At 72.0% G+C, this 12,024-nt stretch carries 10 protein-coding genes; 1 reads left to right on the forward strand and 9 read right to left on the reverse strand.

Going from position 1 to position 12,024, the window contains the following annotated elements; genetic code table 11:
* Positions 1–153: 153 nt before the first annotated feature.
* The 8 genes from ABZ914_RS35220 to ABZ914_RS35255 all read right to left on the reverse strand — a co-directional run bounded on the left by ABZ914_RS35220 (position 154) and on the right by ABZ914_RS35255 (position 9,723).
* Positions 154–1,701, reverse strand: a complete 1,548-nt coding sequence (locus ABZ914_RS35220; protein WP_500198561.1) for a glycoside hydrolase family 13 protein — start codon at positions 1,699–1,701, stop codon at positions 154–156.
* 45 nt (positions 1,702–1,746) lie between these two features.
* Entirely contained in the window at positions 1,747–2,625 is an 879-nt protein-coding gene (locus ABZ914_RS35225) for a carbohydrate ABC transporter permease (RefSeq protein ID WP_500198562.1), read from the reverse strand.
* Between the two features lie 2 nt (positions 2,626–2,627).
* On the reverse strand, positions 2,628–3,560 hold the full coding sequence (locus ABZ914_RS35230) for a carbohydrate ABC transporter permease (RefSeq protein WP_500198564.1): 933 nt from the start codon (positions 3,558–3,560) through the stop codon (positions 2,628–2,630).
* A 122-nt stretch (positions 3,561–3,682) separates the two neighbouring features.
* Complete coding sequence (locus ABZ914_RS35235; RefSeq protein ID WP_190856176.1) at positions 3,683–5,047, reverse strand: extracellular solute-binding protein; 1,365 nt, start codon at positions 5,045–5,047, stop codon at positions 3,683–3,685.
* 192 nt (positions 5,048–5,239) lie between these two features.
* Positions 5,240–6,256, reverse strand: a complete 1,017-nt coding sequence (locus ABZ914_RS35240) for a LacI family DNA-binding transcriptional regulator (RefSeq protein WP_500198565.1) — start codon at positions 6,254–6,256, stop codon at positions 5,240–5,242.
* Between the two features lie 129 nt (positions 6,257–6,385).
* Positions 6,386–8,089: a 2-isopropylmalate synthase gene (gene leuA, locus ABZ914_RS35245; protein WP_190856178.1), complete on the reverse strand. Its 1,704-nt coding sequence runs from the start codon at positions 8,087–8,089 to the stop codon at positions 6,386–6,388.
* 244 nt (positions 8,090–8,333) lie between these two features.
* Positions 8,334–9,110 (reverse strand): dimethylargininase, encoded by a 777-nt coding sequence (ddaH, locus tag ABZ914_RS35250; protein ID WP_433139157.1) that lies wholly within the window; start codon positions 9,108–9,110, stop codon positions 8,334–8,336.
* Between the two features lies 1 nt (position 9,111).
* Positions 9,112–9,723 carry a TerB family tellurite resistance protein gene (locus tag ABZ914_RS35255; RefSeq protein ID WP_190856180.1) on the reverse strand — a complete coding sequence of 204 codons (612 nt, stop codon included), beginning with the start codon at positions 9,721–9,723 and terminating at the stop codon, positions 9,112–9,114.
* Positions 9,724–9,824: 101 nt separating this feature from the next.
* On the opposite strand from ABZ914_RS35255, the gene ABZ914_RS35260 reads away from it, so the two are divergent.
* The gene (locus ABZ914_RS35260; RefSeq protein WP_500198568.1) at positions 9,825–10,733 is read left to right on the forward strand and encodes a hypothetical protein; all 909 of its coding nucleotides are present in this window, start codon (positions 9,825–9,827) and stop codon (positions 10,731–10,733) included.
* 12 nt (positions 10,734–10,745) lie between these two features.
* Here the strand turns inward: ABZ914_RS35260 and era are convergent, their stop codons facing one another.
* Positions 10,746–11,660: a GTPase Era gene (gene era, locus ABZ914_RS35265; RefSeq protein WP_500198570.1), complete on the reverse strand. Its 915-nt coding sequence runs from the start codon at positions 11,658–11,660 to the stop codon at positions 10,746–10,748.
* Between the last annotated feature and the right edge of the window lie 364 nt (positions 11,661–12,024).

Genomic DNA, 12,024 nt, shown 5'->3' on the forward strand with positions numbered 1-12,024 from the left:
CCCGCCCGGCCCCCCCCCCCGCGGGGCGCCCGCCCCCGCCCCGGCGGGCGGGGCGGGGGGGGCCGCCACCGGGGGGCCCCCCCCCCCCCCGCGTCCCCGCGCCCCCGGCACCCGCGTTCCCGCTTTCCCGCGCCCCCGGCCCGGCGGAGCGGGTCAGCGGGTCCAGACGGCGGTGTCGGGCGGCAGGAGGCCGTCCGGCAGGGGCCCGCTCGCCAGCAGGACCTCGCCGGACGGGAGCGGCACCGGAGCCGGGCCGAGGTTGACCGCGCAGGTCAGGCCCGAGTCGCGGGTGAAGGCGAGCACGTTCTCCTCCGACGGCAGCCACGCCATCCCGCCGTCGCCGAGGTGCTCACGGCGGAGCGCGAGCGCGGCGCGGTAGAGGTTCAGCATCGATCCCGGGTCGGGCTCCTGCGCCTCGACGGTCAGGTCCTTCCAGTCGGAGGGCTGCGGAAGCCACGGGTCGCCGCCGAACCCGAACGGCGGCCGGTCGCCCGACCACGGCAGCGGCACGCGGCACCCGTCGCGGCCCGGATCGGTGTGCCCGGACCGGTGCCAGATCGGGTCCTGGCGCAGCTCGTCCGGGAGGTCCTCGACCTCGGGCAGCCCGAGCTCCTCGCCCTGGTAGATGTAGACGGCGCCGGGCAGCGCCATCGCCAGCAGCGCCGCCGCGCGCGCCCGCCGCACCCCGAGCGCCCGGTCGGTGGGCGCGCCGTGCCGGCGGTCCTGCAGGTCGAACGAGGTGTCGGCGCGGCCGTAGCGGGTGACGGGCCGGACGACGTCGTGGTTCGCCAGCACCCAGGTCGGGGACGCGCCGAGCGGGACGTGCGTGGCGAGCGTCGTGTCGATCACCTTGCGGAGTGCGTGCGGCTCGAACGCGCAGTTCAGGAAGTCGAAGTTGAACGCGGTGTGCATCTCGTCGGGCCGCAGGTAGCGGGCGAAGCGCTCCTGGTCGGGCAGCCACACCTCGCCGACGAGCATCCGGCCGGGGTACTCGTCGGTGACCTTCCGCCAGCCCCGGTAGATGTCGTGGACGCCGTCGCGGTCGGTGTAGGGGTCGCTGCCGTCCGGTTCGGCGTCCGGGTCCTTGACCAGCAGCGCCGCCGAGTCGATCCGGATGCCGTCCACGCCGCGGTCGTACCAGAACCGCAGCACGTCGTGGAACTCGCGGACGACGTCGGGGCTGTTCCAATTGAAGTCGGGCTGCTCGGGGGCGAACAGGTGCAGGTACCACTCGCCGTCCGGTACGCGGGTCCAGGCGGGGCCGCCGAAGATGGACCGCCAGTCGTTGGGCGGCACGTCGCCGCGTCCGGGACGGAACCAGAAACGCTCCCGCTCGGGCGAGCCGGGCCCGGCGGCCAGCGCCTCCCGGAACCAGGCCGACTGGTCCGAGGCGTGGTTGGGCACCACGTCCAGGATGATCCGCAGGCCCGCGCCGTGCGCCTCGCCGATGAACGCCTCCGCCTCGGCGAGCGTGCCGAACACCGCCTCGACGTCCCGGTAGTCGGCGACGTCGTAGCCGCCGTCCGCCATCGGGGACGGGTACCACGGGTTCAGCCACAGCGCGTCGACGCCGAGCCCGGCGAGGTAGGGCAGCCGGTCGCGCAGCCCGGCGAGGTCGCCGACGCCGTCGCCGTTCCCGTCGGCGAAGCTGCGCGGGTACACCTGGTAGATCACCGCGCCACGCCACCATGATTCGGGCATGCGAGTACTCCTTGCTCGTTAAGAGAGGGGACGGCCGGGCGGGGGTCAGCCCTTCAGGCCGCCCGCCGTGAGGCCGGCCATGATGTGCCGCTGGAAGACGAAGAAGACGACGATGGTGGGCACGCTGGCGATCACCAGCGAGCCGATCAGCACGTTCTGCGGCACCTGCACCGCCAGCGACGAGATCGCGACACTGATCGTCCTGCGCTGCGAGTCGGGCAGCACCAGCAGCGGCCAGACGAAGTCCCGCCACACGTTGACGATCGTGAAGATCGACACGACGCCGAGGATCGGCCGCGACACCGGCAGCACCACCGACCAGAGGATGCGCGCGGGCGAGGCGCCGTCCACCTCCGCCGCCTGGAGCAGCTCGGTGGGGATCGAGTCGAAGAACCGCTTGAGCAGGAAGATGTTGAACGCGTTCGCGGCGGCCGGCAGCCAGATCGCCCACGGGGTGTTCAGCAGGTCGATGTGCAGGAGCGGCAGGTCCTTCACGGTCAGGTAGGCGGGCAGCAGGATCACCATCGGCGGGACCATCAGCGTCGCCAGCATCAGCCCGAGCACGGCCCGGCCGAACATCGGCCGCAGCTTCGACAGCGCGTACGCGGCGGTGACGTCGACGCCCATCGTGAACAGCCAGGCGCCGAGCGCGTAGACGAGCGTGTTGCGCAGGTACAGGCCGAGGTCGAGCTGCCGCCACGCCTCCCGGTACCCGGACAGGTCGACGTGGTGCGGGAAGACGCCCGGCGGGACGTCGGCCAGCTCGTCCGGCGACTTCATCGCGCCGGTGACCATCCAGTACAGCGGGAAGACGAACACGAACGTGAAGATCACGACGATCGAGACGAGGGTCGTCCAGTAGATCGCCTTGCCGCGCCGGGTGCCGAGCGTGTGCGGCGAGACGAGGGTGCGGGTCTCCGCCATGGCTACCTCGCCTCCTCGCGCGAGATGCGCAGGTAGACGGCGGAGAACAGCATCAGGACGAGCATCAGCATCAGGCCGAGCGCACCGCCGCCGCCGAAGTTCGTGAAGTTGAACGCGTACTGGTACATCAGGTACGCGACGGTGACGGTGGAGCCCTCGGGGCCGCCGCCGGTCAACAGGTACGGCTCGATGAACACCTGCATCGTCGCGATGATCTGCAGGAGCAGCATCACCAGCAGGATCAACCGGGTCTGCGGGATCGTGATGTGCCGGATCCGGCGGAACAGCCCGGCCCCGTCCAGCTCCGCCGCCTCGTACAGCTCGCCGGGGATGGACTGGAGCGCCGCCAGGTAGATGAGCGTCCCGCTGCCGAGGTTCATCCACGTCGACACGATCACCAGCGAGATCAGCGCGGTGCCGGTCGAGTCGAGCCAGCTCAGCCCCGGCAGGCGGGCGGCGTGCAGGATCTGGTTGAACAGTCCGGGCCCCGGGTCGTAGAACCACTTGAACAGCAGCACCGCGACCGCCGGGGGCAGCATCACCGGCAGGTACACGACGAACCGCAGGTAGGCGCGGGCGTGCTTCAGCTCGTTCAGCACGATCGCGATGGCGAACGGGACGACGTACCCGACGACCAGCGCGAGCAGCGTGAACTCCGCCGTGTTGACCCACGCGTCCACGAATCCGGGGTCGGCGAGCACGGTGCGGAAGTTGTCGAACCCGACCCAGCGCGCCTCGCCGACGAAGTTCGTCTTCTGGAAGCTGAGCAGCACCTCGCGAACGATCGGGTACCAGGAGAAGAACGCGAAGCAGATCAGCGCCCCGCACAGGAACCCGTACGCGGTCAGGTTGCGCTTCACGGTGCGCCGGGTGCGCGAGGGGCGCCGCCTCGACCGGGCGGCGGCGGGGCGGACGAGCGTCCGCGCTGTGGTCATCTGTCACTCCAGGTGTGGGACGGCGGGTCCGGGGCGCCGGCGCGGTGCGCCGGTGCGGTGCGTCCAGTGCGGCGCGCGTCCGTTCGTGCGGTGCGCGGGCCGGCGCCCCGGAGGTGCGGGCGTCAGTTCCCCGACCGCGCCAGCGCGGCGTCGGCCTTCTTCTGCGCGTCCGCGAGGAGCTGGTCGATGTTCGCGTCGCGCCTGGTCAGCACGGCCTGGACGACCGAGTCGAGGATCGTGTAGAGCTGCTGGGCCTGCGGCGGCTCCAGCTTCCCGGGCACCCTGGCGTAGGCGTCCTCGTACGGTTTGAAGTTCGCGACGGGCAGGTTCGCGGCGTCCGCGCGCAGCTGCCGGTCCTTCTCCCCCGTCGCGTTCTGGCCGAACAGCTTCGGCTGCGGGATGCCGACGGGACGGCCGTCCTTGGCGGCGCGCGCGTAGTTCAGCTGGCCCTGGCCGGGGGTGAGCGCGTAGTAGTCGAGCCACATCAGCCCGGCCTTGATCTTCTCCGGTGACGCCTTCGGGCTGAACAGGTAGCCGTCGCCGCCCATCAGCGTGCCGGCCGAGCCGGGGATCGGCGCCATCCCGTAGTCGTCGTACCTGCCCTTGAACTGGTCGACCAGCGCGGTCGCGTTGTCGGGGGCGCCGAGGTACATGCCGAGCTTCCCGGCCGCCATCATCCGCTGCACGTCGGCGTCGACGAGCAGCTGCTTGCTGCCCATCGAGTCGTCGGTCCAGCGCATGTCCTTGAGGTTCTGCAGGACGGCCTTGCCCTGCGGGCCGTTGAACGCCGTCTTCCTGCCGTCGGCGGTGACCATGTCGCCGCCCTGGCTGTAGATCGAGGTGGCGAAGTGCCAGCCGCCCTGGTTCTTGGCGCTGAACTCGGCGTACCCCACGGTCCCGCCGCCGAGGGCGCTGATCTTCTTGGCGTCCTCGCGGACCTCCGCCCACGTCGCCGGCGGCCGGTCGGGGTCGAGGCCGGCCTTCTTGAACAGGGTCCGGTTGTAGAACAGGCCCATCGAGTAGTTCTGCCGGGGCAGGCCGTAGACCTTGCCGCCGTCCTTGAAGACCTTCTCCACGGCCGGGTCGACGCTCGGGTACTGCTTGGACTGCCCGATGTACGGGGTGATGTCGGCGGCCTGGCCGTTGGCGATGATGCCGCGCACGTCGGTGAAGTAGACGTAGTAGACGTCCTCCATCTGCCCGCCCGCCAGCTTCGCCTGGAAGGTGTTCGGGTCGATGCAGGGGAAGGCGTCCTTGCCGACGACCGTGATGTTGGGATGCAGCTTCTGGAAGGCGGCGACGTCCTCCAGCCACTCCTTGCGCTGCGCGGCCTGGCTCTTGGCCGGCATGCAGCCGACCGTGATCGACACCTTGGTGCCGGCGTCCAGGGGCGCGGTGTCCTTGCCACCGGAGCCGTCCCCGCCGCAGCCGGCGACGGTGGCGCCGAGGGCCGCGGCGAGCGCGGTGGCGAGAATCCGGGATCTCATGGGGGTTCCCTCCTGGGCCGTTGGGTCGGCCGATTGCGAGGAACATACAGAGACCAACATCACAGTGCAATAGATGAATGAATATTCGCAAGAACTCAACAAGAGGCGGGATTCAGCGCGAAAGCCGGCGTAGAACGACGAAAGCCGCCCGGCGTACGGGCGGCTTTCGGACGGTCCGGATGGGGGCGCGGATCAGGCGCGCGCGGTCCTGACCCGCGCGGTGGAGGCGCGCACGACCAGCTCCGGCTCGTAGAGCAGTTCCTCGGCCGCGACCGGCCCGCCCTCCACCTGGCTCACCAGCAGCGTCACGGCGGCGCGCCCGATCGACTCGATGGGCTGCCGGACGGTGGTGAGCGGCGGGTTCACGCAATTCATGAACGCCGAGTCGTCATAGCCCACGACCGAAACGTCGTCGGGCACCGCCATGCCGAGCCGCCGCACGGCGCGGATGACCCCGAGCGCGAGGGGGTCGCTGGCGCAGATGACGCCGGTGACGCCGTCGCGGATCAGCCGTCCGGTGACCGCCTGGCCGCCCTCCAGGGAGAACATGCTGCGCCGCACCCAGGCGCCGGGCAGCTCGACGCCGGCGCGCTCGGCCGCGGCGCGGGCGGCGGCGAGCTTGCGGTTGGACGGCACGTGGTCCTCCGGCCCGAGGACCATGCCGATGCGCTCGTGGCCGAGCGACAGCAGGTGCGCGAACGCCTGCTCGGCGGCGACGGCGTCGTCCGTCGACGCCTGCGGGAAGCTGAGCTTCTCGCTGGCCGCGTTGACCAGCACGACGGGCAGCCGCACGTCCAGCAGCCGGTGGTAGTGGTCGTGCGGGGCGTCCGCCTCGGCGTACAGCCCGCCCGCGAAGATCACCCCGGACGCCTGCTGCTGCAGCAGCATCTCCACGTAGTCGGCCTCCGACAGGCCGCCCGGCGTCAGCGTGCACAGCACCGGCGTGAACCCGCGCTGAGCGAGCGCGCCGCCGACCACCTCGGCCAGCGCGGGGAAGATCGGGTTGCCGAGCTCCGGCAGCACCAGGCCGACCAGCCGGGCCCGCTCGCCGCGCAACTGGGTCGGGCGCTCGTAGCCCAGCACGTCCAGCGCGGTCAGGACGGCGGCGCGGGTCGCGTCGGAGACGCCCGGCTTGTCGTTCAGGACGCGGCTGACGGTGGCCTCGCTGACCCCGACCTTCTTGGCGACCTCGGCCAGTCGACGTGTCATGCCGCAACTATACGACGTCGGTTTGCAAACCGCTTGCGTTCCTTGCGGACCGCCTACCGCGGTCCGACATGGCCGTGCCCCGACGCGTGAGGTCGTCACGGCCGGGGCACGGCGAGGCGCCGAAGGAGATCAGGCCCTGGAGACCCGGTTCACCGCGGAGAGCATGGCCTTCAGGGAGGCGGTGACGATGTTGCCGTCGATGCCGACGCCCCACACCGTCGTGCCGTTGACGTCGCACTCGACGTACGCGGCGGCGCGCGCGTCGCCGCCCGCGCTCATCGCGTGCTCCGCGTAGTCCAGCACCCGCACGCCGACCCCGACGGACGAGAGCGCGTCCTCGAACGCCGACACCGGGCCGTTCCCGACGCCCTCGATCTCGCGGATCTCGCCGTCCACCCGGACGTCGCAGCTGAGCACGTCCTTCTCGTCCACGCGGGACGTGGCGCGGTGCGCCAGCAGCCCGACGCGCGGCCCGTTGGCGAGGAACTCCGCCTCGAAGATCTCCCACATCCGCTCGGGCGTGACCTCGCCGCCCTGATCGTCGGTGTGCTCCTGCACCACCCGGGAGAACTCGATCTGCAGCCGGCGCGGCAGCTCCAGCGAGTGCTCGGTCTTCATGATGTAGGCGACGCCGCCCTTGCCGGACTGGCTGTTGACCCGGATGACGGCCTCGTAGGTGCGGCCGACGTCGTGCGGGTCGATCGGCAGGTACGGGACCTCCCACCGGTGGTCGTCCACCGGCACCCCGGCGGCCTCGGCGTCGCGCTTGAGGTGGTCGAAGCCCTTGTTGATGGCGTCCTGGTGGGAGCCGGAGAAGGCGGTGTAGACCAGGTCGCCGCCGTAGGGGTGCCGCTCGTGCACGGGCAGCTGGTTGCAGTACTCGACCGTCCGGCGGATCTCGTCGATGTCGGAGAAGTCGATCTGCGGGTCGACGCCCTGGGTGAACAGGTTCAGGCCCAGGGTGACCAGGCACACGTTGCCGGTGCGCTCGCCGTTGCCGAACAGGCAGCCCTCGATGCGGTCGGCGCCCGCCATGTAGCCGAGCTCGGCGGCGGCGACGGCGGTGCCGCGGTCGTTGTGCGGGTGCAGCGACAGGACGACCGAGTCCCGGTAGGCCAGGTTCCGGTTCATCCACTCGATCTGGTCGGCGTAGATGTTCGGGGTCGCCATCTCCACCGTCGCCGGCAGGTTGACGATGACCTTCCGGTCCGGCGTCGGCTTCCACACGTCGTTGACGGCGTTGCAGACCTCGACCGCGTACTCCAGCTCGGTGCCGGTGAACGACTCCGGCGAGTACTCGAAGTAGATCTCGGTGTCGCCCATGTCCTCGGCGAGCTTGGCGCACAGCTTCGCGCCCTCGACCGCGATGGCGGTGATGCCGTCCTTGTCCTGCCCGAACACCACGCGGCGCTGCAAGGTGCTGGTCGAGTTGTACAGGTGAACGATCGCCTGCTTGGCGCCGCGCACCGCCTCGAAGGTCTTCTCGATCAGCTCGGGACGGGCCTGCGTCAGGACCTGGATCACGACGTCGTCGGGGATCCGGCCCTCCTCGATGATCTGCCGGACGAAGTCGTAGTCGGTCTGGCTCGCCGCCGGGAAGCCGACCTCGATCTCCTTGTAGCCCATCCGTACCAGCAGCTCGAACATCTTGAGCTTGCGGTGCGCGTCCATCGGGTCGATCAGTGCCTGGTTGCCGTCCCGCAGGTCGACCGCGCACCAGCGGGGCGCCTCGGTGATGACCTTGTCGGGCCAGGTCCGGTCCGTCAGCTTGACCGGCGTGAACGGCCGGTAGCGCTCGAACGGCATGCCGGAAGACTGCTGTCGCGGATACATCCGATGTGATCCCTCTGCTCGAACCTCACGGCCGACGTCCATAACGAAGTCCCGCAGCGAGGGAGCCGACCTTGTTACAGGCCCCCGCTGCGGCCGCTAAGGAGGAGCAGCTCACGCAACACGCCTGCCAACGTAACAGACGACGTCCCAGTTACGGAAACCAACGTCCGCATACTGAGACACCAGGGGCCTCTGCCGTCTCCTCCAACGGCGTCCGGCCCACCGCGCATTCCCGGACGCCCCGTCACGGGACGAGCACGGACAGGCAGGTCACGCAGCCCTCCAGGGCCTCGAACTCGCTGATGTCGACGCTGGTCACCCGCAGCCCGTCCGCGGCGAACCGCGCGGCCGTGCGCGGCGCGGACGCCGACATCAGCACGTGGTCGGGGCCGAGCGGCACCACGTGCGCGCCCGCCGGCTCCGGGACGACCCGGATGAACGGCAGCACCGAGGTGTCCACCATCTCCGGCACCCCGACGAGGCTGCCGTCGGGCAGCGCCGTCATCGCCGACTTCAGGTGCAGGCAGCCCCGCGTGTCGACGGGCACCACCCGCCGCCCGCCCAGCAGGTGCGCGAGCTGGCAGATGCCCTCCTCGTTGGTGCGGGCGCCGCGCCCGACGTACACGGTGTCGCCGACGCACAGCACGTCCCCGCCGTCCAGGGTGCCCGGCGCCTTGATCCGCTCCACCCGCAGCCCCAGCTCGCGCACCGCCTGCTCGGTGCCGGACGTCTCGCCGCGCCGGCGCGGCTCCCCCGACCTGCCGAGCACCGCCAGGTCGCCGCAGACCACCACCGTGTCCTCGACGAACACCGCGTCCGGATGGTCGTCGGCCGGCGGCACCGCCCGCACCCGCCGCCCGGACGCCCGCAGCGCCGCGACGTACGCCTCGTGCTGCCGCGCGGCGAGCGCCGTGTCGACCGGCCGGCGCCCGATGTGCGTGACGATCCCCTCGGCGAGCCGCGGCCCCGGCGGCCGCACCAGAGCGGTGCCGGGATCGGGCCGGGCATCGGCGGGCCCCATGTCAGCGGGACGCCCCCTCGGTGGTGACGATCACGCCCAGCGCGTACGCGCGGGACATGCCGAGCAGCTCGGCGACGGCGTGCAGCGCCTGCCGCTCCCCCTCGTCGAGCGGGCCGTCCGCCAGCGCGATGCGGACGGCCTCGGCGAGGAACCACTCCTTCGCCTCCACGGCGAGATGGGCGCCCGCCCGCTCGACCTCCTGGCCCAGGAACACCGGCGCCACCACCAGGTCGGCGTCGATGGCGTCGTCGTCGTAGTCCGGCTCCCCGTAGCGGGTGACGGTCTCGATCGCGCGGGCGCGGGCCGCGTCGTCCTCCGGCGCGCCCGAGCGCAGCACCAGCGCCGCGGCGGCGCGCATGCCGGCGGGCAGCGCCGCCGCCATCTGCTGCGCGGTCGGCGCCCGCAGCACCGACACCGGGAACCGGCCGCGGCACGAACGGCACTCCACCGCGTGCCCGAGCCGCCACAGCGGGATCAGCGGCACGAAGAACGGGCTGAACCAGCGCCGCGCGGCCCGCCTCCGGTAGGCGCGGTCGCCACCGCACTGCGGGCAGTGGAACGTGCCTTCGCCGACGGTACGGAAGACGACCGTCAGCCCGAAAACGAGCAACACCGGGGCTCTCCTCCCAAAACGGACTCCGCTCCAAAGTACCGACCCGGCGCCGCCGCCGTGGCCGTCCCGGCGAACCCGGCCGCTCCGTTTACGCTGGGTCCATGACCGGTGACCTGGGTTCCGACGCCGGCCGCGCGCGGCCGCGGCCGTCCTTCCTGCCGCCCGAGGGGGCGCCGCCGGACGCGGTGCCCGCCGAGCCCGGCCCGCCGCCGGAGCCGCCCGCGCCGCCGCGCCGCGCCGGCTGGGACCTCGCCGTGATCGCCGCCTCCGCCGTCCTGGTGGTGTCGGCGTTCCTGCCGTGGGCGCACGCCCAGACCGTCCTCGACCTGTTCGGCCGGTCCCTCGTCCGCGACCAGGGCAGCGTGGCCGGCATCGACGCCGACAACCTCGTCCTCGCGGTCCCCGTGCTGGCGGTCGTGGCGATCGTGATGGCGTTCTGGAACCTGGTCGCCCGCGACCCGCGGATCGGCGCACTCGCCGCCGTCCCGGCCGTGCTGTCGCTGGTCACCTGCGGCATCTTCGTGCTGCGGCTCGGCGGCGTGCCCGACCGGATGCCGAACTACGGGCTGAACCTCACCTACCAGGTCAGCCTCCGGTACGGCTGGTTCCTGGCGGTCGCGATGAGCCTGCTGCTGGCCGTCTTCAGCCTCGTCCGCCCCATCTCCGACCGGCTCGCGGGCAGGGGCGGCGAAGGGCAGGAGCACGCCGCGCAGCAGTACGCGGCGGCGCAGCAGTACGCGGATCAGCAGCGGTACTGGGCCGAGCAGGGCGCCGCGTGGCCCGAGGAGGCCCAGGCATGGGGCCGGACGCCAGAGGAAGCGCAGGCGTGGGACCGGAGCCACGAGGAGCCGCAGGCATGGGGCCAGGCTCCAGTGGAAGCACACGGCACCGCGGAAGCGCAGGGCTCCGAGGAGGCACAGGTCCGTGCTCGCGACGCCGAGGAGCCGCAGTCGGATCAGCGGCCCTCCGGCGGGTCCGTCCGCCCGTCGCCGCAGCCGGAACAGGAGTGAGCGCCGCACCGGTCAGTCGTAGAAGCCCAGCCGCCGCAGCTGCTTCGGGTCGCGCTGCCAGTCCTTGAGCACGCTGACCCGCAGGTCGAGGAAGACCTTCGTGCCGAGCAGCGCCTCGATCTGCCGCCGCGCCGCCGCGCCCACCTCGCGCAGCCGGACGCCCTTGTGCCCGATGATGATGCCCTTCTGGCTGGGCCGCTCGACGAACAGGTGCGCGTAGACGTCGATCAGGTCGTCGCGGCCCTCGCGCGGGTTCATCTCGTCCACGACGACGGCGATCGAGTGCGGCAGCTCGTCGCGGACGCCCTCCAGCGCCGCCTCGCGGATCAGCTCGCCGATGAGGACCTGCTCGGGCTCGTCGGTGAGGTCGCCCTCCGGGTACAGCGGCATGCCCTCGGGCAGCCGCGAGATCAGCAGGTCGCCGACGAGGCCGACCTGGAAGCCGTCCGCCGCCGAGCACGGCACGATGTCGGCGAACTCGCCGAGCCGCCCCACCGCGAGGAGCTGCTCGGCGACCTGCTCGGGCGCGGCGAGGTCGGTCTTGGTGACGATCGCCACCACGGGCGTCCGCTTCACCGCCGCCAGCTCCCGCGCGATGTACTTGTCGCCGGGGCCGACGGGCTGGTCCGCCGGGACGCAGAACCCGATCACGTCCACCTCGGTCAGCGTGGACCGGACGAGGCTGTCGAGCCGCTCCCCCAGCAGCGTGCGGGGCTTGTGCAGGCCCGGCGTGTCGACCACGACGAGCTGCGCGTCCGGCCGGTGCACGATCCCGCGGATCGCCCGCCGGGTCGTCTGCGGCCGGCTGCTGGTGATCGCCACCTTGGTGCCGACCAGCGCGTTCATCAGGGTCGACTTCCCCACGTTGGGCCGCCCGATGAAGCAGGCGAACCCCGCCCGGTACCCCTCGGGCGCGGCCGCGCCCATCACGTCTCCGCTGCTCGTCACCCCCCAATTGTCGCCCACCCCGGGACCACCCCGGCCCGACCGCCCCGCCCACGCTCCCCGGGGAGTCGCCCCCGCCCGCCACGGCTCGCCCCCGGCCACCGGCATGCCCGAATCCCAGCCACCAGCGGATCCGACCCCCAACCACCGGCCGATCACCGGCCGGCCCAAACCCCAACCACCGCCGGGTCCGGACCCCAACCACAGGCCGGTCGAACCCCAACCACCAAACGGTTTGAGCCCCAACCACCACCATCCGGTTTTGAGCCCCGGCCACCGGCAGGTCCGACCCCAACCACCGGCGGTTTTGAGCCCCAGCCGCCGACACGGGCGGGCACGCGGAGCG

The organism is Spirillospora sp. NPDC046719, from assembly GCF_040645715.1.
GTDB lineage: Bacteria > Actinomycetota > Actinomycetes > Streptosporangiales > Streptosporangiaceae > Spirillospora.

Bases quoted from the DNA above. Each gene is read 5' to 3' on its own strand.
- ABZ914_RS35230 (WP_500198564.1), bottom strand. From the start codon at position 3,560: ATGACCACAGCGCGGACGCTCGTCCGCCCCGCCGCCGCCCGGTCGAGG.
- ABZ914_RS35240 (WP_500198565.1), bottom strand. From the start codon at position 6,256: ATGACACGTCGACTGGCCGAGGTCGCCAAGAAGGTCGGGGTCAGCGAG.
- ABZ914_RS35225 (WP_500198562.1), bottom strand. From the start codon at position 2,625: ATGGCGGAGACCCGCACCCTCGTCTCGCCGCACACGCTCGGCACCCGG.
- ddaH (WP_433139157.1), bottom strand. From the start codon at position 9,110: ATGGGGCCCGCCGATGCCCGGCCCGATCCCGGCACCGCTCTGGTGCGG.
- era (WP_500198570.1), bottom strand. From the start codon at position 11,660: ATGGGCGCGGCCGCGCCCGAGGGGTACCGGGCGGGGTTCGCCTGCTTC.
- ABZ914_RS35260 (WP_500198568.1), top strand. From the start codon at position 9,825: ATGACCGGTGACCTGGGTTCCGACGCCGGCCGCGCGCGGCCGCGGCCG.
- leuA (WP_190856178.1), bottom strand. From the start codon at position 8,089: ATGTATCCGCGACAGCAGTCTTCCGGCATGCCGTTCGAGCGCTACCGG.
- ABZ914_RS35220 (WP_500198561.1), bottom strand. From the start codon at position 1,701: ATGCCCGAATCATGGTGGCGTGGCGCGGTGATCTACCAGGTGTACCCG.
- ABZ914_RS35235 (WP_190856176.1), bottom strand. From the start codon at position 5,047: ATGAGATCCCGGATTCTCGCCACCGCGCTCGCCGCGGCCCTCGGCGCC.